Source organism: Halorubrum sp. CSM-61, from assembly GCF_003781945.1.
Taxonomy (GTDB): Archaea; Halobacteriota; Halobacteria; order Halobacteriales; family Haloferacaceae; genus Halorubrum.
Genome location: NZ_RJJW01000006.1, coordinates 183,838 through 207,435 on the forward strand (window position 1 = coordinate 183,838; position 23,598 = coordinate 207,435).

The 23,598-nt window shown below is 60.2% G+C and carries 21 protein-coding genes and 1 pseudogene; 11 read left to right on the top strand and 11 right to left on the bottom strand.

Annotated elements, in window-relative coordinates; genetic code table 11:
- Positions 1 to 240: 240 nt before the first annotated feature.
- On the bottom strand, positions 241 to 1,443 hold the full coding sequence (gene lhgO / locus EDM04_RS12225) for an L-2-hydroxyglutarate oxidase (protein ID WP_123622486.1): 1,203 nt from the start codon (positions 1,441 to 1,443) through the stop codon (positions 241 to 243).
- A 118-nt stretch (positions 1,444 to 1,561) separates the two neighbouring features.
- On the opposite strand from lhgO, the gene rdfA reads away from it, so the two are divergent.
- From rdfA to EDM04_RS12245, 3 genes are all read left to right on the top strand, one after another.
- Complete coding sequence (gene rdfA / locus EDM04_RS12230; protein WP_007992601.1) at positions 1,562 to 2,212, top strand: rod-determining factor RdfA; 651 nt, start codon at positions 1,562 to 1,564, stop codon at positions 2,210 to 2,212.
- Between the two features lie 1,479 nt (positions 2,213 to 3,691).
- Positions 3,692 to 3,898 carry a hypothetical protein gene (locus EDM04_RS12240; protein ID WP_123622488.1) on the top strand — a complete coding sequence of 69 codons (207 nt, stop codon included), beginning with the start codon at positions 3,692 to 3,694 and terminating at the stop codon, positions 3,896 to 3,898.
- Between the two features lie 120 nt (positions 3,899 to 4,018).
- Positions 4,019 to 4,792, top strand: a complete 774-nt coding sequence (locus tag EDM04_RS12245; protein WP_206424461.1) for an inositol monophosphatase family protein — start codon at positions 4,019 to 4,021, stop codon at positions 4,790 to 4,792.
- Positions 4,793 to 5,013: 221 nt separating this feature from the next.
- Here EDM04_RS12245 and EDM04_RS12250 read toward each other — a convergent pair whose 3' ends face one another.
- The gene (locus EDM04_RS12250) at positions 5,014 to 5,838 is read right to left on the bottom strand and encodes an IS5 family transposase (protein ID WP_123622492.1); all 825 of its coding nucleotides are present in this window, start codon (positions 5,836 to 5,838) and stop codon (positions 5,014 to 5,016) included.
- A gap of 93 nt (positions 5,839 to 5,931) precedes the next feature.
- Between EDM04_RS12250 and EDM04_RS19155 the strand changes: the two genes are divergently transcribed.
- The gene (locus tag EDM04_RS19155) at positions 5,932 to 6,294 is read left to right on the top strand and encodes a deoxyribodipyrimidine photo-lyase (protein ID WP_123622494.1); all 363 of its coding nucleotides are present in this window, start codon (positions 5,932 to 5,934) and stop codon (positions 6,292 to 6,294) included.
- A gap of 647 nt (positions 6,295 to 6,941) precedes the next feature.
- Here the strand turns inward: EDM04_RS19155 and EDM04_RS12260 are convergent.
- Positions 6,942 to 7,942, bottom strand: a protein-coding gene (locus tag EDM04_RS12260) for an IS630 family transposase (RefSeq protein WP_123622496.1) whose coding sequence is annotated in 2 segments (ribosomal slippage) — positions 6,942 to 7,450 and positions 7,450 to 7,942 — 1,002 coding nt in all. Because the reading frame shifts where the segments join, the coding sequence is not laid out codon by codon here.
- A 353-nt stretch (positions 7,943 to 8,295) separates the two neighbouring features.
- On the opposite strand from EDM04_RS12260, the gene EDM04_RS12265 reads away from it, so the two are divergent.
- The 3 genes from EDM04_RS12265 to EDM04_RS12275 all read left to right on the top strand — a co-directional run bounded on the left by EDM04_RS12265 (position 8,296) and on the right by EDM04_RS12275 (position 11,466).
- A complete protein-coding gene (locus EDM04_RS12265; RefSeq protein WP_123622498.1) occupies positions 8,296 to 8,697 on the top strand; it encodes a hypothetical protein in 402 nt (133 codons plus the stop codon).
- Positions 8,694 to 10,148, top strand: a complete 1,455-nt coding sequence (locus EDM04_RS12270; RefSeq protein ID WP_164471124.1) for a hypothetical protein — start codon at positions 8,694 to 8,696, stop codon at positions 10,146 to 10,148. Before EDM04_RS12265 ends, EDM04_RS12270 begins: the two co-directional genes overlap by 4 nt.
- Positions 10,149 to 10,644: 496 nt before the next feature.
- Positions 10,645 to 11,466, top strand: a complete 822-nt coding sequence (locus EDM04_RS12275) for a recombinase family protein (protein WP_206424462.1) — start codon at positions 10,645 to 10,647, stop codon at positions 11,464 to 11,466.
- A 45-nt stretch (positions 11,467 to 11,511) separates the two neighbouring features.
- Here the strand turns inward: EDM04_RS12275 and EDM04_RS12280 are convergent, their stop codons facing one another.
- From EDM04_RS12280 to EDM04_RS12290, 4 genes are all read right to left on the bottom strand, one after another.
- Positions 11,512 to 11,952 carry a hypothetical protein gene (locus EDM04_RS12280; RefSeq protein ID WP_241154905.1) on the bottom strand — a complete coding sequence of 147 codons (441 nt, stop codon included), beginning with the start codon at positions 11,950 to 11,952 and terminating at the stop codon, positions 11,512 to 11,514.
- A 257-nt stretch (positions 11,953 to 12,209) separates the two neighbouring features.
- Complete coding sequence (locus tag EDM04_RS18560) at positions 12,210 to 12,377, bottom strand: hypothetical protein (RefSeq protein ID WP_164471125.1); 168 nt, start codon at positions 12,375 to 12,377, stop codon at positions 12,210 to 12,212.
- Positions 12,378 to 12,512: 135 nt separating this feature from the next.
- Complete coding sequence (locus EDM04_RS12285) at positions 12,513 to 14,762, bottom strand: PAS domain-containing sensor histidine kinase (RefSeq protein ID WP_241154906.1); 2,250 nt, start codon at positions 14,760 to 14,762, stop codon at positions 12,513 to 12,515.
- 202 nt (positions 14,763 to 14,964) lie between these two features.
- Positions 14,965 to 16,131: an ISH3 family transposase gene (locus EDM04_RS12290; protein WP_123619147.1), complete on the bottom strand. Its 1,167-nt coding sequence runs from the start codon at positions 16,129 to 16,131 to the stop codon at positions 14,965 to 14,967.
- Positions 16,132 to 16,322: 191 nt separating this feature from the next.
- Here EDM04_RS12290 and EDM04_RS12295 point away from each other — a divergent pair, with 191 nt between their 5' ends.
- Both EDM04_RS12295 and EDM04_RS12300 read left to right on the top strand, forming a co-directional pair.
- Positions 16,323 to 17,558, top strand: a complete 1,236-nt coding sequence (locus EDM04_RS12295; RefSeq protein WP_123622501.1) for an HNH endonuclease — start codon at positions 16,323 to 16,325, stop codon at positions 17,556 to 17,558.
- Between the two features lie 138 nt (positions 17,559 to 17,696).
- Positions 17,697 to 18,446 carry a sugar phosphate isomerase/epimerase gene (locus EDM04_RS12300; protein WP_123622503.1) on the top strand — a complete coding sequence of 250 codons (750 nt, stop codon included), beginning with the start codon at positions 17,697 to 17,699 and terminating at the stop codon, positions 18,444 to 18,446.
- A 29-nt stretch (positions 18,447 to 18,475) separates the two neighbouring features.
- On the opposite strand, the gene EDM04_RS12305 is transcribed toward EDM04_RS12300, so the two are convergent.
- The 3 genes and pseudogenes from EDM04_RS12305 to EDM04_RS12315 form a co-directional block, all read right to left on the bottom strand.
- Positions 18,476 to 19,321, bottom strand: coding sequence for a hypothetical protein (locus EDM04_RS12305; protein WP_123622505.1), 846 nt, complete (start codon positions 19,319 to 19,321; stop codon positions 18,476 to 18,478).
- Positions 19,322 to 19,390: 69 nt separating this feature from the next.
- Positions 19,391 to 20,610 (bottom strand): annotated as a pseudogene (eis, locus tag EDM04_RS12310) (enhanced intracellular survival protein Eis).
- Positions 20,611 to 20,716: 106 nt separating this feature from the next.
- Entirely contained in the window at positions 20,717 to 21,817 is a 1,101-nt protein-coding gene (locus EDM04_RS12315; RefSeq protein ID WP_123622507.1) for an NADH:flavin oxidoreductase/NADH oxidase, read from the bottom strand.
- 140 nt (positions 21,818 to 21,957) lie between these two features.
- Here EDM04_RS12315 and EDM04_RS18565 point away from each other — a divergent pair, with 140 nt between their 5' ends.
- Entirely contained in the window at positions 21,958 to 22,119 is a 162-nt protein-coding gene (locus EDM04_RS18565; protein WP_164471126.1) for a hypothetical protein, read from the top strand.
- Positions 22,120 to 22,176: 57 nt separating this feature from the next.
- Here EDM04_RS18565 and EDM04_RS12320 read toward each other — a convergent pair whose 3' ends face one another.
- Entirely contained in the window at positions 22,177 to 22,635 is a 459-nt protein-coding gene (locus EDM04_RS12320; protein ID WP_123622509.1) for a hypothetical protein, read from the bottom strand.
- Positions 22,636 to 22,754: 119 nt separating this feature from the next.
- Between EDM04_RS12320 and EDM04_RS12325 the strand changes: the two genes are divergently transcribed.
- The gene (locus EDM04_RS12325) at positions 22,755 to 23,582 is read left to right on the top strand and encodes a BtpA/SgcQ family protein (protein ID WP_123622511.1); all 828 of its coding nucleotides are present in this window, start codon (positions 22,755 to 22,757) and stop codon (positions 23,580 to 23,582) included.
- Positions 23,583 to 23,598 lie beyond the last annotated feature (16 nt).

The window sequence follows — 23,598 nt, forward strand, 5'->3', positions numbered from 1 at the left end:
GTAGCTGCGAGGGGCGTGCAGCCGCTGTACGTCGGGGAGGACGTGTGAGTTGACATGGGTGTGATGACGGGGCGAGTCGCACAGGGGAAGCGCGAGTGCTCCGCCGACTCGACCCCGCGAGTGGTGGTCAAACCCTCGGACGGTCGGGACTTAAACCATGAGATCCGGCGGAGCGACCGGGAGGTATGGGAGGGCGGGACGGCGGGGCGGCGGGGCGGCGAAACGGCGCGGCGGCGATGCTTACACTTTCGCCGCGAGTCGTTGCGCGATGTGATCGCCGAACGGCAGCGAGGAGGTGAGGCCCGGGGAGACGGCGTTGAGGATGTGGACGGCGTCCTCACGCTCGACGAACAGCGGGTCCTTGACTAGCTCGCCCTCCTCGCTGACGAGTTGGGCGCGGATCCCCGCGTAGCTCTTCTGGAGGTCCTCGGCGCGCACCTCGGGCACCAGCTTCTGGGAGGCGGCCGCGAACTTCTCCTTGCGATAGGACTTGTTCAGCTCCGACCATGCGACTGAGAGCATCAGCGGCGAGGCGAGCAGCCGCTGGAACCCGCCGTAGGTGAGCGTCTCCAGCAGTTCCCGTGGGTTCACGTCCGTGTTGTCGTACGCCTCGCGGCCGAACGCGAGGACGGCGTTCGGGCCGACGATCACCTTTCCGTCGGTGCGGCGCGTGTAGTGGACACCGAGGAACGGCAGTTTGGGGTTCGGCGTCGGATAGATCATCGTTTCACAGAGGTCGGCGCGCTCGGGACGCACCTCGTAGTACTCCCCTCGGAACGGGACCACCTGGTACTCCTCGCCGACGCCGACCTGATGGGCCAGGGTGTCGGCGTGGAGCCCCGCGGCGTTGACGAGGTACGAGACCTCAAACCGGCCGTTGCTCGTGTCGAGTCGGTACCCCTCGGCCGCCGCCTCGATCTGCGAGACCTCGTATCCCGTGTACACCGTAACGCCCGCCTCTCGAATCTCTCTCGCGAGCGCGTAGACGTACTGCTCGGCGTCGACGGAGGCGGCCTCCGGTGCGTGGAGGGCGGCCTGCCCCTCCGCGTGGGGTTCGTGTTCGCGGATCGCTTCGCGGGAGTCGAGCAGCTCGTAGGCGACGCCGTTGGCCTCGGCCTGCTCGGCGAGGTCGGCGAGCCGCGCCTCCTCCTCGTCGTCCGTCGCCACGACGAGGACCCCGAGTTCCTCGCAGGGTACGTCGTGCTCCTCGCAGTACGCCTTCATCCGGGCGGTACCCTCGGTGGCGAACCGCGCCTTCTTCGAGTCCGGCGGGTAGTTGAACCCCGGGTGGAGCACGCCGGAGTTCCGGCCGCTCTGGTGGGACGCGAGGTGGTGTTCCTTCTCCAAGACGGCGATGTCGAGGTCGGTGCGCTCGGTGAGGTGTTTGGCGACCGACAGCCCGACGCAGCCGCCGCCGACGATGGCGACGTCGTGACGCATCATTTCTTGTCCATCGGATCCGAGGGTGGGGGCTTATAGATGCTGTTCGACGCAGACCGGCTGTGCCGCGGTCGGGCCTCACGGCAACGCCTATGTCGCTGCTCGACGGTGGTTGGGACGAATGACCGACACGGACGGCGCGGGCGGCCGCCGGAACAAGGTGGCCCGCCTCATCGACGAGTACGATCTGAGCGGCGTCGGCGACGAACTGGCGGCGCGGTGGACGGCGACTGGCGACGACCACTGGAGCCTGCGGGACCTCGCCGCGATGTTCAACCGCGAGCTGATCGAGGCGCGGCTCGACGAGGCGGACGTGCGGCTGTCGGAGCGCGAGGTGGACGGGGTGGTGCGGTCGCTGACCGGCGACGAGGTGAGCGCGGCCGACCGGACCCGACTCCGGCGACGGCTCGAACGCGACGACGTCGACATCGACGCGCTCGACAGCGATATGCTCTCGTACCAGGCCGTTCGGAGCTACCTCAAGGAGTACCGCGGCGCCGACTACGATCGCGAGACCGGCGACCGGATGGACACCGCCGCCAAGGCGATCCAGAAGCTCCGCGGGCGGCTCTTCTCGGTGATCGAGACGAAGCTCAACGGGCTCCGGAACTCCTCGAACCTCACGCTCGGCGAGTTCCGCGTGACGATCGACGTGCGGGTACTGTGTACCGAGTGCGACTCGCGGTACGGCGTCGAAGAACTGCTTTCGTCGGGCGGATGTGACTGCGCCGACACGGGAGACGCGACGGCGGACGCCGAGACGGAGCGGTAGGCACGCCGACCGTGCGCGAGTTACTTCCAGACCGCGCCCGTCGTCTCCCGGTCGCCGCCCCCGGCACGTGCACGTCGGGCTCGATCGTGACCGACAGCGATATTGTGACGTTACCCCTGATACATCCGTAATAGTAGTAGTGTTCCAGATCCACGAGACGATAACACGATGTTGGCGACGTGGAAACAGCGAGGCCTCGATCCACCAGAGCAGCTCCAATCAATTTTGGTGGGAGAGAACTTCGGTAAAGACGAGAGGCATCACTGAACATCAGATCTGGCTTCTGCTATCCAACTACGCTCAGTCTTACGACTTCGCTCGTAGAAGTGAGGCTTGTCCATGAACTCAGCTTCGAACCTTCTGGGTGGGAGGTAAATCCGCCACTCAGCGTCACCGTTCCAGACTTCAGGGCGAGTTGAGTCCGATGACTGCGCCGGAATTATTGTTTGAGCGCTTGTTTGAGATTTAGACTACGGCGATCAACCCGAGTCCGCGGAATAAATATGGCAACTCTACAATCCCGGAAGATGGATCTGATACCTACCTTTCGTTCATTGGAAGGTATTATTCCAGCGGTGCGGTGCCGTGGGGTTCCCGCGTGTTCACGCGCGGGACACAATTTTGGAGGATGTGTTTGATGCGTGCCTTATTTTCACAGTTACTGGGAGGGTATTTGCTGAGAGCATGTGCGTATTAATCGCCGTCGTCATCGACTAGTTGACGAGTGCAAACAGCGATAGAGACGAACCTTAATCTCCGACCGCATTTGGCTATATCACCACTTATAGATACAATCTTAATTTCCGATATATTAGGGGTCAACCAGTGCCGTTCCAGTATTCACCGCTGGGTCAAAAGGTAGATCTGGCTCTGTTGACTCGATGGAAACGCTGCTATCCTTGGAGAACGTGAAACAAGATATGGGGCGCAAGAGACCGATAAGGATTCCGTGCCATCGAGCACGTTCTGTTGACTGGTCCATGCGCGAAAGAAGTCGAGCCATGGGCGCTACAGCCCGGATGCCGCGCAGCGCGGCATCCGGGAAAGCCCGAATAGGTGAATCTCTACTTCACGTGCTGGCGTCCCGAGTCACAAGATCGCCTCTCCGAACGATGATGACCACTGGCCGGGCAGACAGACGAGGGAGCTGAGGGCCGCCGAGCTGGCGGCCCTCAGCGGTCGGTCGGAGCCTTTCTTTAGCATCTGCTATCGCTAGACAGCGACCGCACCGCAGACACGTTCCGACCGCCTGCCGGTTGTGAGAACAGCAGATCCCCGGACGGCGTAATTATTTTGTCGTTAGACGTGGTTTGCCCGGGTAGCAGCGTTTCCATAGGTGAAATCCTCTTCTTCAGATATATCCTCTCTCGAAACAGCTGTTCGGTGATGACTGCGTATTGGCGGCGTGAAATAAGACCAACCAAAATCGAGTGAGAGCACAACACCAATAGTTTTGAGGGTAGTGGGCGTACCACACACATGTCCTCTGAGAAGGCTTGTCCGGACTGCGAAGAAGTATTAGAGCAGATGGAGTTACAGGGGACCGACGTCGTGGAGACGCTCTCTATCGTCTCAAAAGCGTCAGACGACGGATTCCTTAGTAGTATGCGGGCGGACGAAATTCTCACGCCAGTTCCATACGTTTGCCCCAACTGTCGACGAACCCTCCTGTATGCCGAAAAGTAGCCGATAAATTAGTCACCTGTACTTATCACACCTTTCTCGCTCTACAACAACCAATAAGCAGACTGCGGGTGTCATTCTTTCATCGGTATCTTTTTTATCATCTTTATGAGATTGCGAGCTGTGACTGATCTTAACGAGATTGAAGCCGTTGCCGGTGCAGTCGTACAGGCTGGGGGCGCAGAACTTCGCCAGCGGTACCGCGACGGTGACAATGATGGCAATTATAGCACCTATGACGTAAAAGCCGCTGCTGATGAGGCCGCAGAGGAGAAGATGTTACCTGTTGTGAGGCGGGCGTTTCCGGATCATGCCGTGTTTGCTGAGGAAGCAGGCACGTTCGCCGGGAGTGCTCCCTACAGATGGATAATTGATCCATTGGATGGCACCAACAACTTCGCTGCTGGACTTCCAACGTTCGCCTCCTCAGTAGCAGTCCTTCAGGATGAAGAACCGATGCTGGCGGCTCTCCACCAGCCCGCTACTGGCGAGACGTACCTCGCTCGCCGGGGTGCTGGCGTCCGCTATGAAGACCAACAGGTGACTGCGGAGAGCGACATAGACGTAGAAGCTGCCACAGTAGCGACTATCGTTGGGCGCGACGTGCCCCGTGATTCTGACCTTGCTCGGCAAGCTGACGACATCCAAGCGGCGGTGGACGAGACAGTAAAACGAGTCATTGACAGTTGGGCACCAACGGTTCACTCGGGCCTGTTCTCCCGAGGTCAACTCCAAGGTCTCGTGCAATTTCATCCCGACGAAGAGGAACAGACAGTCACAGAACTGCTGGCAACAGAAGCCGGTGCGTCTACCCGGCGGGATGGGCCCCTCTATATTGCTGCCTGCGACGATGAGACGCTAACGGCACTGTGGCAAGCGACGAGCGACGTGCGGTAGCTACCCCTCCCAACGAGAATACCTTGGTCCACTATAGGAGATCTTTCGACGAGGGACGGACAGCCAACGCACAATAGTTCATTCCACCACTAGATGGCTGCTGTGTCGTGCGATTTGTTCCGCTTCCAAACACTCTCTGAGATGTTGCTGTCCACACAAGCCCTGACTCACGTCCTGCGGTTTTGAGCTTTGTGCTGTGTTGAATAGATGCTGAGTCACGGTCACAGCGGCTCACACAGCGGTTCTATGTTGATGATGGCAAACATCAAGACAATCTCACGGAACTGTCGATACCAGCCCAGCGCTCGCACGGCATCGCCGAGCGAGCGCTTTGTTGTCGAGTAGGATGTTTCGGCCATCCACCGCTGAGAGTAGCCCTTCGCCCGGTTGAGTGCGTTATTCGCAGCTGCGTTCGCTGACGAGCCGCGATAATGAACGAGGTAGTCGATGTCGTGTGCGGCGATCTCGTACTCAGTGTACCAGTCTTGGAAGCCGTTGTCGGCGGCGACGGACTGCAGGTCGTCCACGTTTCGGCGGACGACCTGCGGTCCGGTCTTCGTGTCGTGCTTCCACCGAGCTGCGATGTGAACGTCAAGAACAGCCAGCGATTCCACATCAGTCAATGTCGTCACTTTTAGCGTCTGTATCGTCCGTCCTGCCCGCTGACGAAAGTACGAGGACGCACGTCGCCGGTCGAAGAACGTGCTGTCGAGCGCAGCGTGGCCGGACTGCGGGTGCTGCTGCGCGGAAACGCGCAGCAGCGCCCGCCACACCCACATTTTCAGCCGATCGGACGACTTGTAGATCGTCGTGTGATCGGGGAGATCGTCCCGATCTAAGTCGAGAGCGTCACGAATCTCAGTCATGTACTGTAGTCGATTCGGCGTTTCGCGGTAGCTGTGGCCGTCTTCGACCCGAAAACAGTGTAGAACGACATGGACCCAGCGGGCGAACCCGCCGCTGGCGGGCTCGCCCGCGTGCTTCCCCAACGCTTGTTTAGCTAGGTCACGACACTGCTCGATGAAGTCGAGGATATCGATTTCCATACCAACTTCGATTTCCTCGGCTTCACCCTTCTAAACCGTCGATATCGGCAGATAAGATCGCTATTCAACACAGCACTATGGACATGTATGTAGTTGTATTGGCACCGCCGTACGCTTCAGCCAAGTCCGAATCCGGCGCTCTCGACCGCCTTCACCGCTGCTAAACAGAATAATAGCTGTGTGGTGCCAGTGTTCGTGTTAGATGACGCGATTTTGTCACGGGCCAACGGGTTAGGAGTCGCGTTCATGCTCGGTTCTCTTCATGAACTTCGAGATTGGTACCGAGGCCATGGCGGTGATATCGTGATACAGCACGGAGACCCAACCGACGTCGTAGGTTGTCTTGCGCGGACCATCGGAGTCGAACAAGTCGTGTGGAACAAAGACCATTCACAACTGGCCCGTGCCCGTGACCGTGCGGTTCAGCGTGCTCTCACCCGCACCGGAGTCGCCTAGACGTCCGTTCCAAACGAACAGCCGAGCAAAATGAATTCATCTACAACGTTGCCCTCGAACCCAGAGGCGTATCTGGCTAACCCACATACACTGGAGATTAAGACCCAAGCCGTGCCACGACTCTCAGACCTTCGTGAAGACGAATACGACTCAGCACCCCTCACCGCCGGTACTGAATCTGCTCAAAAGCGATTACGAGCCCTATCGAACGGAACAACGTATCGTCGGTGTGACGACACCGGATAGTACGTCACTCAGCATGATACGGCACTCGACTGGGTTCGAACGATTTGGCACCGGTCAGATAACAGCCGATGAGGCGGGTTCTACCAGTCGTATCGATATTTGATATTGTCAACGCGCTTCACGACCAATATCCGGGGGGAGTCTTTCTCCGTTCGCTTATTCAGGTGCGTTAATATATCTCACACTGAGTTCAACCTCTGTATCTCGCCGAGATTTCTGACATAATGTAGGTAGATCAGTACTGTGGGTCGGTATGTGGATCTCCTGTATTGAGCGATCTGGCCTGCTAGCCTTTTGAGGAGTTTCTATTCGGGGTCTGCGTGTTCTCTTCAGTATACACTAGATTACCACCTCAGAGTAGCGCAAAACACGAGATTTAGATACGTTGACTATAGTATCCACTAGAAGTAATTACTCACTTTTGGAATCGAGAGTTGATCAAGAGCACTGTCGATCGCTGTTATAAGTTCGTCGAGTGAGTCGAAAAAGCGGTTGCTGAGAGCTGCTTGGAGCTGTCTCCAGCATTCTTCGACTGGATTCAGTTCTGGCGAATATGAAGGAAGCGTCACGAAGGTGAGGTCGTCACGGGCCGCGAGGTCCGTGACGGCCGATGCCTGAAAATACGGTGCACCATCGAGGACAACAATTAGATCGTCTTCAAATTCTTCACATAGTGCTAATATGAAATGTTTTGCGTGGGCGGCGGTGATGTACTCTGTAAACCGAGAGAAAAAGCGATCACCGTCTTCGGTGATTGCGCCCAGCAGACACGTCCAGTCCCGTTGACTAGATAATTCGACGGACGGCCGCGTGCCGCGCGGAAACCACGCGGCACGCGGCTCAACTTGGACCGATTTCTTGGTTTGATCGATACAGACTACTGTGGCGTCCATTTCCCGCCGCTTTTTTTGATCTCGTCGTAAAACTCATCTTGCTCGTCTTCGTCGGATTCAGCGGCTGAACGGCGTGGTTTTTGATAACTCAATCCCGCCTCTTTCAACAACCGCCGGCAGCTTGGGATTGAGTAGTCGACGCCGTACGTTTCTTCAAGATATTCTTGTGCGAGCGCCGGCGTCCACGCCGGCGCGTCAACGCCGATCTCTTCGGGTGATTCGTGGACTGTTTGTTCAAACTCTTGTTGCTGTTTTTCTGGGAGTTTTCGTCTTCGACCAGATCGGTGAGCATCTGTAACAGCTTGTTCAAGCGGTTCGTCGGTATCAAGTCGGTTGAGCCAGTTATAGATCGTTTTTCGCTCTGTGTCGTACCACTCGGCAAGTTCGGTTTGCGTGACGCCGTTTTTGTACGCGATCGCAGCTAACAGCCGTTGAGTCGGCTTGTTTCCATCAACATTGTCAAGCGTCTCTTGGAGTTCTTCGACGGAGATCTCGTTGAGGTGATCCATTACAGGCAGCATATGTCTTTGAGTAAAAAGTTCTACCGACTACTATAACTTTCTCCTCAATTTCGTCCTGGTCCGCGATCTGGATATCGAGACAATTCGGACACACCAGTTTCTCGTTGTTATGGTCCAAGATGAGAAGATGGCTACAGTCAGAACAGGGCATATCCTTGTTTATGCTAGATTTGTGAGTTTAATATACCTTGGCTGGGAGCCGTCCTAAGGTCGACAGTCTGGGATGGTCTGACTAGATTTCGAGATAGGGGCCGCAAGCCCGAAATCTGGTACTGTAGCCGATTATCACGGATGTCAAATCTCAGTACCAGATTTAAATGCTTAGCAAATAGTGACTTGGTATGGCTGGAGTTCAAGCAACCTTTCTTGCTATCTGTTTCCCAGCTCTTGCGATAGGACTCCACGAACTGACCCACGTAGCAGTCGCCCGGATTGCCTGCCCGCTTTCGATTGAACAGACCTCATGGGTCCCGTTCCGACTTCGCCTTGATTTTGAGAGACTGCCGGCAAAAGCCACACTCCGGATGATTGCACTTGCCCCTCTATTTGTCGGCGGCGTGGCTGCTGCCATCGCTATTCAAACCGGTATTTGGCAACAGATTAAAATCGCCGACCCGTACTATCTCCATCATCTTATGATAGCGTACTGGTTCCTCTATATCATCCCGAGCCCTACAGATATTCGACTAGCCATTTGGCCGTCGGTAGAAGATACACAGCGTGTTCAGATGAACCCACAATGAGCAACCAGCCAACTAGCACGCCGATGAGAGACGACAATCGTGCTGTCTCGACAGTAATCGGGGTCGTTATTTTGTTTGGGTTCCTGATCCTTGCGCTCTCACTATACCAGGTAGAAATCGTTCCACAGCAGAATGCCGAGGCTGAGTTCCAACACTCCGGAGAGGTCCGCAACGATCTTGTCGAGCTCAGAGCGGGTATTCTACAAGCTGGGAGCATCGACCAGCCGCAGTACCAGACGGTTCAGTTAGGTACTAGCTATCCAACCCGCGTATTCACAATAAATCCACCACCGCCAGCTGGAACAATCCGGACGACGGAGTCGTATCCGATCACAATTGCGTACGAGTCAAACGGTACGGTGATCGAGACTATCCCCACGCGGTTCATTGAGTACCGGCCGGGCTACAACGAGCTCGATCAGTCCCCAACGTGGTACGACGCGTCTGTGCTCTACCTTGACGCTCGTCAAGAGGGGGGTGGTATCGCGGTGATCGAAGATCAGAGTCTTGTTAATGACGGGAAGGTACAAATTACAGCTCTCCAGAACGAGTTTCGGCGAAGCGGGACCGGTCGGGTTACAGTTGAACTCCGCCCAGCAGAGAGCATCACTGGCGATATTCCCGAGGGTGATCTCAACGTCACGATTCCGACGCGGTTGAGTGATGAAGAGTACTGGAATGGTACTGACATCTCAAGCGACATCTACAGTATCACGGACGACAGAAATGGAGACAATGTACATAATTTAACGCTTGAGACAACCACTACCAACCTGACCGTAGATACGGTCGGCGTACAGGAAGCACCTGAAGAGCCGAGTCAGAATGATAATGCACGTCTTGGTGGTGGCGGTAGCGACGGCGGGGATGATTCCGATGGTGAGCCGCCCATGGGACTAGTATACAATAATGATGCTATCGCGATAGATGGAAATGATGACCCTCGTCCAGATAGGAGTGGTGGGGTGGAATTTTCAGTCACGAATCAATATGAGCAGCCAGTCACCATAACAAGCATGACAATCGATCCAGATAACCCTGATATCAATGAACTAGATGACGCCGTGCCCAATGATTTTACCGGCAACCGTGACCCCTATGCTGACGAAGTCGAAATTTGGACTGAAAATAGTTCTGGGAGCATTCAGTATTCAGAGTGGACCACCAGTCCTGGACAATTTACTGATAATGAGGCGCTTGCGATTGATGATCAAGTAACAATGTCGCCGGGAATAGATGGGGATATAAATTCTGACACATTATCCAGAATTCAGTCTGGGCAACGACTTGAACTTAGCATGTATGAGTTTTACGAGGAGGGTGGAGGGGGCTTCCCTTACTATCAAAACGATAATATAGATATGAGTGGGGAACAGCTTACAATCACCCTCGTATACGAATTCGATGATGGTACCACGGATTCGACAACATATCAGATAACGCCGTCCTGATAATTATTCAAAAATCAACACTTGGTAAATTCCTGAAAGAAACTAGCCACAACTAGCTCCCGATGCAGTTTGACCGTACAGTCAATTCTGTGAGCAGTCTCTGTTTCTCGTGTTGGGTGTCGTGTGTTCGACGTCAACTCTAACTCTGAGGAACCGGCATCCGTTGTAGTTTAACGCCTCACGCCAGCGCTGTCTCCTGATCTGAATTCCGTTGGGGCTACCTGTCAGGGAAACCCGGTAGCTGCTGTGAGTTACCAACAACCGGATTCAGGAGTTGTTGACCGGATCAAAAGAGCGTTTCTCTCTAATGAGTTGCGCGAGCGCGCTCGCGCAACGAATCTCGTCTAGGTTCAGGAAGAGCCTTTAGTTCAGTTCGGCCAACGAGAGAGGGCGTATACTCTACTATACATAATCTCAAATGTGTCGAGAAGGTAGTGCTATACACAAAACCGCAGTAACCCCCACTTGTTTAAGTTGATAGCGTGTCCTCGAAAACATGAGCGAAAACGGACCCGCGACCGCGGCGATCTATGCCCGCGTCTCGACATCGGATCAGGACGTATCTCGGCAGCTTGACGAGGCGCACGAGCATTTGGAACGTCTCGGTGTGGGAGACATCGAGGAGTATCCAGAGATCGTCTCCGGCGCTGCCGACACCGACACTCGTGAGGTCTACAACCAACTCCTCGATGATGTCGAGAGTGAGGAGTTCGACCTCGTGGTCGTTCACGAGATCAGCCGACTCTCCCGGCTCGGTCCGACTGAGATTCACGAGTTCATCCAACACTGCTTGGAACACGACACTGGTGTCGAGGCCCTCGACGTTGGTCTGAAGATCCACGTTGACGACGGGGAGCTCCAGCAGACGATATACAGCATGGTCGCTCGGTTGATGGGCGACCTCGCTCAGATAGAACACCAGCAAAAACTCCAACGGATACGGTCTGGCGTCCGCGCTGCACAGTCTGCCGGAAAGTGGACTGGCAGACCGCCTGCGGGGTTCGTTGTCGAGGACGGTTACCTCCGCGTTGATCCGACCGAGTTCCTACACGTCCGGGAGGCCCTCACCCGTGTCGACCGCGGTGAGTCGTTCGCGACTGTCGCCAGCGACACCGGCATCGCCGAGTCGACGCTCCGGAGTCTTCACCAAGATCGGCGCGACCTCTACCTCGGCGGCGAAGCTGAAGACGACCGCGTCGACGAAGCGCTCACCGACGTCCGTCCGCTGGAGGATGCGCGGGCCGAGGATCCCAACCTCGAAGAGCTGCGCGAACGCGTCGAACGGTTAGAGGAGGCCACGGACGTCAACAACCGCTAGCGCCTCTACCCACCCCCTCAATCGGCTCATCGGTTTACATTCCTATCAGACCGAGATATCTACCTCTCTACTTTCCCACTTCTTTTCTACCTCATCCACTGATTTCTCGTTGTCAACCACGTCGGCTAAGTCGCGGAGGTACTCTACGATGTCATCGTTTTCTACGTCCCATCGCTGGTCCGAGATGGATTTGAGACTCGTCGCTAGCTCACGGGCTTCATCAGCCGTGTAAGCTGCGTCAGTCTCGCCAATATCAACGATAACGGCAAACTCGTTGTCGGTGATACTGAGGTTCAACGACGACACCTCGCCGTCAATAATGCTGCTCGATACCCTGTCCTGAAGATCTGACTCATACATTACGTAGTCGGTCTTGTCGGTCCCATTTGAAATCGGGGCATCGTCAGGGTCGGAGCGGTCAACTTTCGACTGAGGGCAGGTACTCCTTTGACCTGAGATATTCTGCTCAATGGTCGTGTCAGACACGTTTCTCTACAGTTACGTATCGAATCAAACACCCGAGACTGCGTCGGGGTCGATGTCCGCCGGTGGGTGCGTACTGGGGCCACTATTCGGGCCCATACGTTCTATCCGAATACGTGGGACCTAGTGAGGGTCCTATTTGTTGAAAATATATTTTTCTTTATGAGAATTCCCACACTCGCTCCTATAGAATCCACTGTAAGTAAAGCCACATCAGACAACCGGCCTGTGACCGCCGTACGCCCCACGTGGCCGAGGTCTTACTTGTCGGCAGCGCGGTCGTCAAGCGGATCGGGCACGGAGAGGTCCTCAACGTCGGCGTTGATCTCCTCCGCAGAGAGGTCCGACCTTTCAGCGAGGAATTCACTCACGCGATCGCCAAGGCCCCCGACGGCGTCCTCGAACGACTTGAGTTCGGCGTCACTCATAGACACCTTCCGCCGGATCCTGATTCGGATCGTGCCATTTCTCGAACCTCCGGAGCAGCGTGTCGGCATGCTACTCGATGTACGCGATATCGTAGTGCGGGGCTCGTGTTAAACTAGGTAGGATATCAATAATGTCTATTCATCTACGAAATTAACATTCGTGATCTCAAACCGTGCTCCACCGTCCGTCCCGTCCGTAACGCGAATCTGCCAGCCGTGAGCATCGACAATCTGTTTGACGATATTTAGTCCGAACCCAGTTCCATTTGCCGACTGCGAGTAGCCCACGTCAAAGATAGCGTTGCGTTCGTCGGTCGAAATGCCTGCCCCATCGTCTTCAACATAGAACCCGTCGGCTAGTTCTCCGACCGTCACTGTCACCCCTTCTCCACCATGTTCAACCGCGTTTCGAAACAGGTTCTCAAATACTTGCTTGAGACGACTGCTATCTGCCCACACGGTTCGATCGACGGTAGTAATTATACGTCCGTGCTCCGTCTGAACGTTCTCCCAACACCCGTCTGCTATCATCGCGAGATCAACCGGCTGAGTGTCACTCACCTCTTTATTATTCTGGGCCAAAATGAGAAGATCTTCAATCAGCGCCTCCATCCGCTCCAGTGCTCGGCGGACACTGTCGAGATGGTCGCTATCACACTCGTCGGCCACCAAGTCAAGATGCCCGGTAGCAACGTTTAGCGGGTTCCGAAGATCGTGTGACACAACGCTGGCGAACTCCTCTAGTCTTTGTTGGCGTTCTATCCGCTGAGTAATATCCTGAAACGTGCCGCGCACACCAACGATTTTGCCATCCTCACGCCAAGGCTCGCCGCCGGTACGAACCCATCGCACCTCATCGTCAGCTGTGATGATGCGTAACTCCAAGTCGTATGGTTCCCCGTCAGTTAACACCCGCTCGACAGCATCCTGAATCGTCGTCTGATCTTCGGGATGATAGAACTCGACGGCGTTCTCAACTGGTGGTTCGAAGTCCATGTTGACGCCGAGAATCCGGTAGACTTCATCGGTCCACCGGAGTGACTCTGTTCGGCGGTCAAGCTCCCAGCCACCGACGTCTGCGACGGTCTGGGTCTGTGAAAGGAACTCGTTGGCCTGCTCAAGTTCCTGGCGTTGCTGCTTGCGTGCCGTGATATCACGATATAACCATATATTCGCTTCACCTTCGGGCAGGGTGTACGGTACGTAATCACGTTCTACCACGCGGCCATCTGTGAGCTGGAGTTCTTCGTTTTGAACCAGCTCCCGTTGTTCGAGTCGCTCGGAAATCGCCTCGATGAACGCCTCTGGGTCGGTGAATCGGGATTTGAATTCTTCAGCTGCTGTGGCGCAGTCGCGTCCAATTACTTCCTCACTATCGATCGGGACGCCAAGTGTTTCGCCCAACTGGTCGTTTGCCATGAGTACGTCACGTTCAGCGTCTTCAACGAGTACGCCCATCGGCAGATTCTCGACGATTGTGCGGAGGACAGTATTTGTCTGCTTAAGCTCTTGTTTACGCTCTTTACGCTCGCTGATATCACGCAAAATCCCAACTGACCCCTCGAAAGACTCCCCTTCGTAGGGTAAGACGCCCATATGATCCTCACAGGGGATTGGCTCCCCTTCGGCGGGCTCGATCTCAATCTCGAACTGTACGCTATCGGGGCCGTTCGACGAAAGAAGCCTCCCGAGGTGACTTTTCGAGCGGTCGACCACCTCCGATGATTTGATTAGTGTTGGTGATGCTCCAATAATTCTCTCACGCTCGTACCCAACCATTTCGATGAACGCGTCGTTCACGTATTCGAAGTGTCCTGTTTCATCAAGTACGTAGACCGGGTCGTTGAGAGTCTCGACGAGGGTTCGAAATTGAGTGAGTGCGATCTCCTGTTCCTGTTTCACAGAGCGATCCCGTACCGAACAGACTAGCTCACTGGTCTCCGTCTGAGCAACGGTGTGATCCTCAACGAAGGTCGTTCCGTCGGCTCGGAGCCCAGTTGTTTCCCCGCTCCAGTAGCCGTCCTCGGCGACAGTCGGCAAAATAACGTCCCGTACGATCGCTGTGTCGCTGTCGGGGTAGATCAGTTCCCAGTGCTCCCCCTCCATCTCGTCGGGATCATATCCATAGATGTCTGCGTAGGCCTGATTGACATAAATATACTCACCGTCCTCATTCAGGATGCTAATGCCTTCTTGCGCCGTTTCAATGGCTTTGCGCTGCCGTTTGCGCTCTTTTTCTGCACGATATCGGTCGACGGCGTTTCGCAGTCGGTTCGCCAATACAGTATACTGGTCAGATACACGCTTTTTCTGGAGATAGTCAGTCACGCCAGCGGAGATAGCTTCACCTGCAATCTCCTCAGAACCCTTGCCAGTAAACAGCACAAATGGGAGGTCAGGATCAGTACCTCACAAAGCATCCTCAGCTAGCTGTTTCTGAAGCCTGAGTTCTGTGGTGGAGCGGTTGTGCTGGGTGGTCTTGACGAGAAGATCGTCGACGAACCGACGGAGAGCTGTCGCTGTCGGCGGCGGCTGCCGCCGACGCGACAGCGTCGCCACTCCTGGCGGAGGCTAGCCCGGTCGGAGATTAGCGAGTAAACCGGTCGTCTGGTGGTCGGTTTGCGGGGACGGCCCGACGCGTCGCGAGGGCCGTCCACGCTGCCCGTTGAATCATGTTGATGAACTCCTTGAACGACCACTTCCAGAGGCGACGCCCTCCACGGCGGGGCGTCGCCACGTACTCCCAGTGTAAATACCGCCAGACGTTCTGTAACAACAAGCTCACCACGACGTACAGCAGCCGTACGACCGGATTTTGTGTCGAGGTCGTCGCAATACTTTGCTCGGAGAGTCGGTAGCTGGCCTCGATACCAAAGCGTTTCGCGTAGTGGTATCGAGCGTCTCGTGGTGAATTGATGAACGGCGCGTCAGCGGCGTAGCCGTGACGCGCCACTCCATGTTCGTCGTACCGTCCGTTTTGGTACGTACAGTCGATGTAGACGGGAAACTCGACGGTCCAGCTGTGACCGTCGAGTTTCGCCGTCATGTCGTGTTGAATCACGCGACTCCAGCCTTCCGAGAGTTCTTGCTTGATCGTCTGTCCCCAGCGGACGATCGGCATGACGTAGGCGTGGTTGTGTGCCTGAAGCAGCGTCAAACACTTGCTGTCGTAGAATTCGCGGTCAAGAAAGACGGCCTTGACCTCGAGGTCAAGGCCGTCGAGGATACCGAGAAACTCTGCGAGGACACTGCTGGCGGTGTCGCCGTCTTCGAGACGGCGCACCGCCAGCGTGTAGCGTTTGTTCTTCACACGCGCGTAGAGTGTGGCGTAGGCGTGGAACGCAGTCGTTCCACGCTTCGCTTGTGAGTGATACAAGCCGTCTGTCCCATCTTCGTCGCCGTAGTAGGGCCGCAGGTGGAGGTCTGAAACGACCTCCACCTGCTGGGGAAGGACGTCGAGGACGTCCTTCTGAAGGAGCGCGTTTCCGACTTGTTCGAGCGTCTCAAGATCGAACTTGGTGCGGAGATGGTAGAGAACCGAATTTTCGTGGGGAGCATCTTCGCTTTTCTCACAGAGCGTTGAGACCGAGGTCCCGTCGGCGCACGCGCCGACGAGGACCTCGTAGATGTCTTCAGCATCGAGTTCAGCGTTTTCAGCGAGTGTGAGGGCAACTTCCTCGTCAAGGGAGTTGACGAGGAAGTTAAGAAGCTGGTCCTCGTGAATTTCACCGTCTGCTTGCTTGGTATTAGACACACCTTCAGCAAGCAGACGTCTCAACTAACCGGCTTTGTGATGTACTGATCATCGGCGCTGCGTACGCCCGGGCCCGAACGTGCGATGATGACCAGAGCACTCACCAGGAACCGTGAGAAACCTAATTCACCCGCTTACCGGCATGGCTTCGGTACCGGTGTTAGAGACCACGCCGAGTACGATCAAGGACAATGGACCAGATAAGAGCTGAGGTGAAGGACGCGTCGGCGCTGTTGAAGAAGTTCGGGGCGGACCCGAGGTTCGATCTACCGGACAGCTACGGGGAACGAAACTCCTACGGTGGAAACGGGGACTACCCGCCGGACTGGGACCAACGACGGAGGGCAGTCTGGTGGTTACAGGACGACCTCTGTGGTCGTTGTGGCCGTGACACGGGTAACGGCGGGCACGTCCACCACGTCAACTGGCTAGCCGACGGGGGCACGAACCGACTGGAGAATCTCGTGGGGCTTTGTGTCGACTGTCACGCCCTCATGCACCCGACAAATCAGGACCTGAATGGGGACTGGAAGGCCGCACCAAAGTTTCCTCGTGAAGGTTCGCACGACGAGGTAGCAGTGATCAGGCGAGAAGATTTCGATTCCAATCGTGGGGCAGAGACCGCCGTGGGTAGGGACTTCGAGAAGCTCGAAGCAGAAACCAGTACACATAAAACCACCTATACGTCAAAATCGCCTGTCTTATACGATATTCCGCCTCACATCTCTCGTAGATTCCCCGAGTCCGGTGGTTCCCGGGCCGTGTTATCGGAACTGAACAGTCTCCTCTTAATGCGTGGCCGAGTCCCGGAAAACGAGACTCACAATACGCGCACCGTTCAGATTGAGGCCACTCAGTCCGGGCTGCTCGGATGGCTCTCCCCGTTCGAACCGCGCGTCGATGTCACGGTCAGCGCCGCTGAGGACACGGGGCGGTCGTTCGACTCGGTACGCGAAAGGAGAGCCCTCGACGGGGGTCACGACACGGAGATCGCGTTCTCCGAGAACGTCACAGAAGCCACCGTTGCCGTCACCGGCGGGGACGGCGAACTCGTCAGCAGACGAGTGGCCTTCGACGACGAAAGCCCCACGCAGTCGGTGTCCGTTTCGGTGTCCCCGCCTTCTCTGTCGGCTTCGACCGTCGGTGGGTATGCCCGGAGCTTCGGAGAGAAATCGCTCTTGCTTCCGCTGCTTTACGGATTGCTGGCGCTGATCTTCATTCCCGCTGCGGGCGTTGTTCTCCTCTTTTCCGTAATCGGTATGCTGGCTGGAGGGATCGGCCTCGTGGGATGGACTCTCATCGCGCTCTTCTTCGGCGGTTCATGGGTAACGGTCGGCCAAATGGCGCTGGCAACGGTGCTGTCGCTCGTTGCCGGCTCCGTCGCGGTCATGATCTTGGAATTCTTCGGAATCGACCTCGGTGAGTAGGACCTCTACTCTCCGGGCTCGTACTCACCTGTGTCCCGACTGCGGTCATCGATCGTTTCGCCGATCGCTCGTCGATCTCGACGGCGCCATCAGACTGATGCCCTCATTTATAAAAATTCGCCGAACTCACAACCCGACATGGACATCGGCCTCACCGTCGGCGACGACCTCGATCGGCTCGAAGCGTCGCCCGCGCGGTTCGACTTCTACGAGCTCGGGGTCGGCGAGCCGACGCTCGTGCCGGGCGATATCGACCCGGACCGACTCGACGACGCCCTCGACGGCCGCGACCTGCTCGTCCGCCTCCCGTACAGCCAGCGACTGGCGACGTACGTCCCCGAGGTCAACGACGCCATCGTCGACTACCAGCGTCGACTCTTAAAAGCGGCCGGCGACCTGGGCGCGGAGAAGGCCGTCCTCCACGCCACCTCCGCCGACCGCGACGACACCGAGTTCCGCGAGGTCGCGGCCGACCAGCTCCGGCGGGTCGCCGACGCCGGCCGCGAGGCGGGCGTCGAGGTCGTCGTCGAGAACGTCGGCCACCAGCACGCGGGGCTCCAACTGTCCGTCCTCGGCGACCTCGCTCGGGAGACCGACACCCCGATCTGCTTCGACGTGGGCCACGCGTACATGGAGGGCGACAACAAGGCCGTAAAGCGGTTCCTCCGCAGTCACGGCGACCGGATCTCGCACCTCCACTGCCACGACGTGCGCCGCCGCGGCGACACGCACCTCCCCGTGGGGGCCGGCGAGGTCGACTACGGGATCGTCGAGTCCGAACTCGGGGACTTCGACGGCACGGTCGCCTTGGAGGTGTTCACCGACGACGAGACGCTGCTCCTCGACTCGGCCGAGCGCGTGGCGGCGCGGCTCGGCGTCGACTTTTAAGATCCAACCGCCGAGCGACGGCGGGGCGATCAGGGCGAGTCGCGGTCTGCGTCGTCGGCGGAACCGCCGTCGTCGGTCGAATCGTCGTCGGCGTCCGTCGCCGGTTCGTCGCCGTCAGCCGACCTATTTTCGGCGTCTGCCTCCTCGTCCGCTTCGTCCGACTCGTCGTCGAACTGGCGCTTGATCGACTCCAGCTCCGACTCCACGTCGACCTCGGGCGCGGGGTCGTCGTCCGGGTCGTTTCCATCTCCCTCCTCGTCCGGGTCGGTCACGTCGATCCGGACGCCGCGGTCGTCGCTCCCGGTCGAGTCGTCGGGGTCGGTCGCTTCGTCGGTGGTTCGGGTCTCGTCCCATCGATCGCCGCTCCGCGTGTCGAGCCGGCCCCGCCGCCCGCGCCGGGCCGCGTCGGCCTCGCGGCGTCCCTCGTCGATCCGGGCTTCGATCTCCGCCGTGAGGTCGCGCGCCTCCTCGATGATCGACCGCGAAGCGGCCTCCTCCGGGAGGTCGGCCTCCGAGAGCGCCGTGCGGAGCTCCGAGAGCGACCGCGACAGCCCGGCGCTCGCGCCGTCCCGCACGTCGCCGAGGCGGTCGGCCGTCGAGCCGGCCTCGTCGAGGGCCCGATCGGGGTCGGCGAGCCGGAGCGTCCCCTGTACCAGTTCGAGCGACTTGATCGTCGTCTCGAGGAGGGCGATCACCGTCGGGATGGTGTACCGCTCGGTGAACCGGAGGAGCTCGGAGAGGCGGGGCGGCCGAGGGGAGCCGCGGCGGTCCCGCTCGGTCTCGCGGAGGTCGCGGCGGAGCTCGCTCAGTACGTCCTCGAGCTCGTCGAGCCGCTCTTCGAGGTCGTCGTCGCGTCGGTCGTCGCGGGAACTCATGCCGCGTCGTAGGCGGTCCGCGGATAAAAAGCCCGGCCGGGTCGCGAAGGCGGCCTTCGAGCGGAGCGCTCAGAACCCCTCGCGCAGGTGTGTCGTCCGCGGCGGGAACAGCGCGCGGAGGTCGGCGGCGGTCGCGGGGTCGGCGGCGAGCCCGTCGCCCCGGACCGCCTCGTCGACCGATCTGTACCCGACGTACAGCTGCGAGAGGGCCCCGACGTCGACCGCGGCGTCGGCGTCCGCGGCCTCCGAGTCGAGCGGTTCGACGGAGACGTCCCCGTCCGCGACGGCGACACCGAAGGTCCCGTCGTTCCAATCGACGAGAGGGTCGGCGACCGAAAGCGTGAACGCGGCCTCGACCGCGGGGTCGGGGTCGAGCGCTTCGAGGGCGGCGGCGACGTCGACGAGACGGACCATCGGCCCGGTCCGGACCTCGCAGTCGACGGCGCGGGGGTCCTCGACGAGGTCGAGCAGGGGCGCGTCCGGCGGGGCGCGGATCCGGATCTCGGCGACCTGCGAGTCGTGGTTGCGGAAGAACCGGAGCAGCTGGAACCACGCCTCGTCGTCCGCGACGGCGACGTCGGTGACGCGCATCACGGTGTCGTCCGCGTCGTCCGAGTCGTCGTCGAAGCTGTACGCGCAGAGCCCGCGGAGGTCGCCGTCGCGCTCCCAGCCGTAGACGAACGGGTCGGTCTTCCAGCCCTGCAGGGCGCGTTCGCGCCACCACTCCTCGGTCCAGTCCATCGTCAGGTCGTACCGGTCCGCCATCTCCGCGAGCACCGGTCTCACCGCCTCGTAGTCGTCCTCACCGAGCCGGCGGAACCTCCCGGCGTCGTCGCCCGCGGTCGCGATCAGGTCGTCGACGAACCCGACCGCTCGGGGGGCGCGGCGAGGCGGCGGTAGCGGCTCGCCGTCGCCCAGCCGTAAGCGGCGTAGAAGGGGTACTCGAAGGGCCACAGCGTCGAGACGAACACCCCCCGGTCGCGGTACTCCGCCAGCGACTCGCGGAGCATGCGCCCGACGTTCCCCTGCCGGCGGTGTTCCGGCGGGGACGCGACCGCGGAGAGCCCGGCGACCTCGCGGTCGGTACCGCGGATCCGCAGCGGGAAGTAGTGGTGCGCGCAGACCGCGACCGGGTCGTCGTCGGCGTCGAACAGGCCCCGCGTCTCCGCGATGGTGTCGTGGTCGTCCGCCTCCTCGGGGTCGTACGGGCCTTCGGCGGGCGAAAAGGCGTATCGCATGAACGCGTCGAACTCGTCGGCGCGCTCGTCGGGAAACGATCGGTACTCCATGTCCCGTCGGCTCGCGGGAGCGGAATAAGTCTTCCCGGAGCGTGCGGGGGAGTCCCGTCCTCGTGGGTGACGCTCTCGGTCGGACTGACGCGGCGGCGGCGGGGGCTCAGTCGAACCGACCGCGTCGGTACTGCACCGGCCAGTCGGCGTCCGCGCCCAGCTCGTGGGCGGCCTCCAGCGGCCAGTACGGGTGCCGGAGCATCTCGCGGCCGAGCGCGACGAGGTCGGCCCGTCCGTTCCGGACGAGGGCGTCGGCGTGGGTCGGCTCCGTGATCCCGCCGACCGCGGCGACCGGCACGTCGGTCCCCTCGCGGATCGCCTCGGCGTACGGCACCTGATAGCCGGGGCCGGTGCCCGGGAGCTGCTGGTCCGGGTGGATCCCGCCGCCGGAGACGTCGATCAGGTCGGCGCCGGCCTCGGCGAGCAGGGGGGCCAGCCGCACGGAGTCGTCGGCGTCCCACGAGTCGTGCTCGGGGAGCCAGTCGGTCGCGGAGATCCGGACGAACACGGGCTTGTCGTCGGGCCACACGTCCCGCACGGCCGCGACGACCTCGCGGACGAGGCGGGTGCGGTCCTCGAAGCTCCCGCCGTACTCGTCGTCGCGGTCGTTGGTGACCGGCGAGAGGAACTGGTGGAGGAGGTAGCCGTGCGCCGCGTGGATCTCGGCGACCTCGAAGCCGACGTCGCGCGAGCGCTCCGCGGCGGCCGCGAACGCGTCGACCACCTCGTCGATACCCTCGCCGTCCAGCCGGCTCGTCGCCGCCAGTTCGCCGTCGGCGGCGCCCGGGTCCGGGTAGGGCGCGTCGGTCGCGGAGACCGTCTCCCAGCCCTCCTCGCGGTCCGCAGGGATCGGGTCGCCGCCCTCGGCCGGCGGGCTGTGCGAGCCCTTCCGGCCGGCGTGGGCGAGCTGGATCCCGGGCGTCGCGCCCTGCGACTTCACGAAGTCGACGATCGGCTCTATCGCCTCGGCGTGTTCGTCCGACCAGATCCCCAGGCAGTTCGGGGTGATTCGGCCGCGCGGCTCGACCGCGGTCGCCTCGGTCATCACGACCCCGGCCCCGCCGGCGGCGCGGGAGCCGAGGTGGACCCGGTGCCAGTCGTTCGCGAACCCGTCGTCCGCGGAGTACTGGCACATCGGCGACAGCATCACGCGGTTGCGGAACTCGGTGTCGCGCAGCGTGAACGGTGTGAAAAGCGAGTCCGTCATCGTGGACGTCGACGGCCCCCACCGAGTAATGGGATCCGATCCCCCGCCCGGCTCGCCGCCGCCGAAACGCCCCCGGTCGGATTTTCGCTGGTTTAGGCCGACCGAAACCTATAACCCCCCGCACCCCCGACGGACCGGTAATGAGCGCTGGGGACCGGATCGAACGCGACGTCGAGGAGTCGTCTGACGCACGGCCGCGGGTCGAGGCGAGCCGCTGCTCGCCCGAACGCACCGTCTTCACCGAGGAAGGGAACACGGACGCGTGGATCGCGACCGATCTGACGGTCGAACTGGAACGGTAGCGGTCCGCCTTCTCCCTCCTTCTCTGCCGCCGTCTCGGCATATCCGCACAGCACCGCTTATCCCAACCGGTCCCGCACCGCCCGCGACAGCCGATCGACGAACCCCGACACCCCGCCAGGTTCGCTCGATCGCTCGACATCGGAGAGCGCCCATCCCGCCTTCTCGGCCGCTTCGTCGATCGGCACGTACTCGAAGCCGACGTGGGTCGCGACGCGCCGGTTCGCGGCCGACGTGCCGACGAACACCGTCCGCGGGGCGTCGGTCTGTTCGTAGACGTCGCCGAGCGTCCCCCACTTGTCCCAGTTCCGGAGCGCGTAGTCGTTGTCGATGCCGGCCTCGTCGACGAATCGCTCGACCGCCTCCGCGTCGTTGGCGACGACCCCGACGTGGCGGCTCCACTCCCGCGCGTCAGCGAACGTCGCCGCCGGGTCCGCGAGGCGCCGGGCGGCACCCAGCGAGAACGCGAGCGTCACCTCGCCGGTGCGGTCCTCGGGATCGTCGACGTCGATGCTCATCTCTCGGTGCCTCTTCGAGCCCGATCGGGTAAACCGTGTGGGGGAGTCGGAGTCGCCCGCGAGGCCCCGAGGCCTCCGTGTGGTGAGACTTATCCGCGGAGGCGGCGTCCGCCCGGTATATGCAGTTCGAGGCCACTTTCGGCACCGACGCGCCCGTGATCGGCATGGTACACCTCCCGCCCCTCCCGGGGGCGCCGAAGGCGCCGGACGACGGCGCGGCGGCGATGCGGGACGCGCTCGACCGCGCCGCCGCCGACGCCCGCGCGCTCGACCGCGGCGGCGTCGACGGGATCATGGTCGAGAACTTCGGGGACGCCCCCTTCTACCCGGACGACGCGCCGAAACACGTCGTCGCGAGCGTCACGCGGTCCGCGACCGAGATCGCGGCCGAAACCGACCTCCCGCTCGGGATCAACGTCCTCCGCAACGACGCGGAGGCCGCGCTGTCGGTCGCCGCCGCGGTCGGCGCCGACTACGTCCGGGTGAACGTCCACACCGGTGCGCGGGTCACGGACCAGGGGGTCGTGCAGGGAAAGGCCCACGAGACGCTCCGGCTCCGCGACCGCCTCGGCGTCGACGTCGGCGTGTTCGCCGACACGGACGTGAAACACTCCGCGCCGCTCTCCGCCGACGGATACACGGCGGAGTCGTTCGCCGACACCGCCGAGCGCGGCCTCGCCGACGCCGTGATCGCCTCCGGGCGCGGCACGGGCGAGGCGATGGACGCGGAGACGCTCGAGACGGTCGTCGCCGACCGCGACGCGCACGGCCTCGACACGCCGGTCCTCGTCGGGAGCGGCGTCCGGGCGGACACGGTCGGCGACGTGCTCTCGGTCGCCGACGGCGCGATCGTCGGCACCGCGCTCAAGGAGGGCGGCGAGACGACCGCCCCGGTCGACGCCGACCGGGTGGCGGAGCTCGTCGCGCGGGCTGACGAGGCGCGGTGAGGGATCGGTGACGGCG

Excerpts from the sequence above, each read along its gene's own strand:
- EDM04_RS12325 (WP_123622511.1), top strand. The coding sequence starts at position 22,755 with ATGCAGTTCGAGGCCACTTTCGGCACCGACGCGCCCGTGATCGGCATG.
- EDM04_RS18565 (WP_164471126.1), top strand. The coding sequence starts at position 21,958 with ATGAGCGCTGGGGACCGGATCGAACGCGACGTCGAGGAGTCGTCTGAC.
- EDM04_RS12315 (WP_123622507.1), bottom strand. The coding sequence starts at position 21,817 with ATGACGGACTCGCTTTTCACACCGTTCACGCTGCGCGACACCGAGTTC.
- rdfA (WP_007992601.1), top strand. The coding sequence starts at position 1,562 with ATGACCGACACGGACGGCGCGGGCGGCCGCCGGAACAAGGTGGCCCGC.
- EDM04_RS18560 (WP_164471125.1), bottom strand. The coding sequence starts at position 12,377 with ATGAGTGACGCCGAACTCAAGTCGTTCGAGGACGCCGTCGGGGGCCTT.
- EDM04_RS12240 (WP_123622488.1), top strand. The coding sequence starts at position 3,692 with ATGTCCTCTGAGAAGGCTTGTCCGGACTGCGAAGAAGTATTAGAGCAG.
- EDM04_RS12295 (WP_123622501.1), top strand. The coding sequence starts at position 16,323 with ATGGACCAGATAAGAGCTGAGGTGAAGGACGCGTCGGCGCTGTTGAAG.
- EDM04_RS12305 (WP_123622505.1), bottom strand. The coding sequence starts at position 19,321 with ATGAGTTCCCGCGACGACCGACGCGACGACGACCTCGAAGAGCGGCTC.
- EDM04_RS12250 (WP_123622492.1), bottom strand. The coding sequence starts at position 5,838 with ATGGAAATCGATATCCTCGACTTCATCGAGCAGTGTCGTGACCTAGCT.
- EDM04_RS12270 (WP_164471124.1), top strand. The coding sequence starts at position 8,694 with ATGAGCAACCAGCCAACTAGCACGCCGATGAGAGACGACAATCGTGCT.
- EDM04_RS12300 (WP_123622503.1), top strand. The coding sequence starts at position 17,697 with ATGGACATCGGCCTCACCGTCGGCGACGACCTCGATCGGCTCGAAGCG.
- EDM04_RS12275 (WP_206424462.1), top strand. The coding sequence starts at position 10,645 with ATGAGCGAAAACGGACCCGCGACCGCGGCGATCTATGCCCGCGTCTCG.
- EDM04_RS12320 (WP_123622509.1), bottom strand. The coding sequence starts at position 22,635 with ATGAGCATCGACGTCGACGATCCCGAGGACCGCACCGGCGAGGTGACG.
- lhgO (WP_123622486.1), bottom strand. The coding sequence starts at position 1,443 with ATGATGCGTCACGACGTCGCCATCGTCGGCGGCGGCTGCGTCGGGCTG.
- EDM04_RS12265 (WP_123622498.1), top strand. The coding sequence starts at position 8,296 with ATGGCTGGAGTTCAAGCAACCTTTCTTGCTATCTGTTTCCCAGCTCTT.